Annotated in this window: 1 protein-coding gene; it reads left to right on the forward strand. The window is 54.5% G+C overall.

Annotated features, from left to right (window positions below; translation table 11 throughout):
• Positions 1-155: 155 nt before the first annotated feature.
• Positions 156-2,171, forward strand: coding sequence for a BCCT family transporter (locus tag BDE01S_RS10105; protein ID WP_066081109.1), 2,016 nt, complete (start codon positions 156-158; stop codon positions 2,169-2,171).
• Positions 2,172-2,326 lie beyond the last annotated feature (155 nt).

Here is a 2,326-nt window from a genome sequence, read left to right on the forward strand (position 1 = left end):
CAGCTTAGTCAAGCCTCCCTCTTTGAGCAAGGCGAGCCAACGCCGTAGCAGAAATTACTCTTCGACTATATCTTCCGCGCCCGGGCGGTATATTTACCGCTTGCGGTCGTCTGAAAAACCGTCTTTATCACAACGATAAAAGTATGAAGGAATCCATGAGTATGACCTCACTAATCCGACAAAAATCGTCGTTTAATCCCGTGGTCATCAGCGCCACTTTATTATTCGTCTTGTCGCTGCTGGCTGCTACGCTGCTGTTGCCCGAGGGCACGCAGAATTTTTTGAACACGGCCAAAGAAGCCGTATTCCGTAATTTCAGCTGGTTTTATATTTTAACTTTTTCCGTTTTCCTGCTGTTTCTGATTTTGGTGAGCCTGGGTAACTTCGGCAGCATCAAGCTGGGTACGGACGAGGAAGAGCCGGAATTTTCGTTTATGTCGTGGCTGGCGATGCTGTTTGCCGCAGGCATGGGCGTGGGCTTGATGTTTTTCGGCGTGGCCGAGCCGCTGTCGCATTACGCATCGCCCATCAGCCAGGGCGACGCGCAAAGTGCGATGCTGCATACGTTTTTCCACTGGGGCGTGCACGCTTGGTCGGTGTACGGCATCATCGCGCTGGCGCTGGCGTATTTCGGCTTCCGCTACAAGCTGCCGCTGGCTTTGCGCTCCTGCTTTTATCCGCTTTTGAAAGATAAAATCAACGGCGGCTTCGGCGATGCCATCGATGTGATGGCGCTGGTGGCGACGCTGTTCGGTATCATTACCACGCTGGGCTTCGGCGCGGCGCAGATGAGCTCCGGCCTGCAGCAGATTGGTTGGATTGCGGAAAGTAATTTCGGCCTGCAGATTGTGGTGATTATCGCAGTGATGTCGCTGGCGGTGATTTCGGCGGTATCGGGCGTGGGCAAGGGCGTAAAAATCCTCAGTGAAACCAATCTGGTGCTGGCGGGTCTGCTGATGCTGTTTGTGCTGGCAACCGGCCCGACGCTGTATCTGCTGGCGGCGTTTAGCGACAACTTGGGCTTCTATTTCTCACACCTGGTGCAGATGAGTTTTAAAACTTATGTGTACGAGCCGGACAATACCGGCTGGTTCAGCGGCTGGACGATTCTCTACTGGGCGTGGTGGTGCTCGTGGGCACCGTTTGTCGGCCTGTTTATCGCGCGTATTTCCCGGGGACGCACCGTGCGCGAATTTGTGTTTGGCGTATTGGCCGTACCCAGCCTGTTTTGCGTGCTGTGGTTTACCGTATTCGGCAACAGCGCGATTTGGATCGATACGCATGAAGCGGGCGGCGCGCTGGCAGCCATGACCGGCTCTCCGGAAACCCTGCTGTTTGCCTTTTTGGACTACCTGCCGCTGTCTTCCATCAGCAGCGTGATTGCGCTGGTGATTATCGCGCTGTTTTTCATCACCTCTGCCGACTCGGGTATTTATGTGTTGAACAACATCGCGTCCCGCGACAAGAGCCTGGCCGCGCCGAAATGGCAGGCGGTGATGTGGGGCGTGCTGATGTCGGCCGTGGCCATCGTGCTGCTGGGCAGCGGCGGCCTGGGCGTATTGCAGACCATGACGCTGATTACCGCGCTGCCGTTTGCCATGCTGATGCTGCTGATGGCGTTCAGCCTGTGGAAAGCGCTGGATGCGGATAAGAAATACTTCAGCGCGAAAGTGACGCCGACCAGCATTTTCTGGACCGGCGAGCGCTGGAAAGAGCGTTTGGAGCAGATGATGAACCATTCGCAGGAAGGCGATATCCGCAGCTTCCTGAAATATACCGCGCTGCCGGCCATGCGCGAATTGAGCGGCGTGATGTCGTCACAATACGGCTTGAGCGTGCAGATTAACGCCATGCTGGAGCAGGTTGAGCCTTCTGTGGAGCTGGTGATTGAAAAAGCCACCGTCCGCAATTTCGTGTACGGCATCAAATCGGTCGAGCACGAAGTGGCATCGCAGCTGGTGGAAGAAGACCACCTGCCGCATATCCGCAAAACGCAAACCTACCTGCCGATGACGTATTTTTCAGACGGCCGCAACGGCTACGACGTCCGCTACATGAGTCGCGAAGAGCTGATTGCCGATATTCTTAAGCAGTACGAGCGTTACCTGAGCCTGCTGGGTAATGTCGGCCAGGAAATGATGGCGCACGAGCAGAGTGAGTTGGCCGAATAAAACCGGCTTTTGCCGGATTGTTTGACGGACAAAAGCCGTCTGAAAATCTGCTGGGTTTTCAGACGGCTTTTTCTTACGTTTTAAATCTTCTTTTATAGTCATTTAAAATAAGAATGGTACAGTGTTGCTTTGCACGGTTCAAAGAGGGGGCTTGA

This window comes from Bergeriella denitrificans NBRC 102155 (assembly GCF_001592185.1).
Taxonomy (GTDB): Bacteria; Pseudomonadota; Gammaproteobacteria; order Burkholderiales; family Neisseriaceae; genus Neisseria; species Neisseria denitrificans.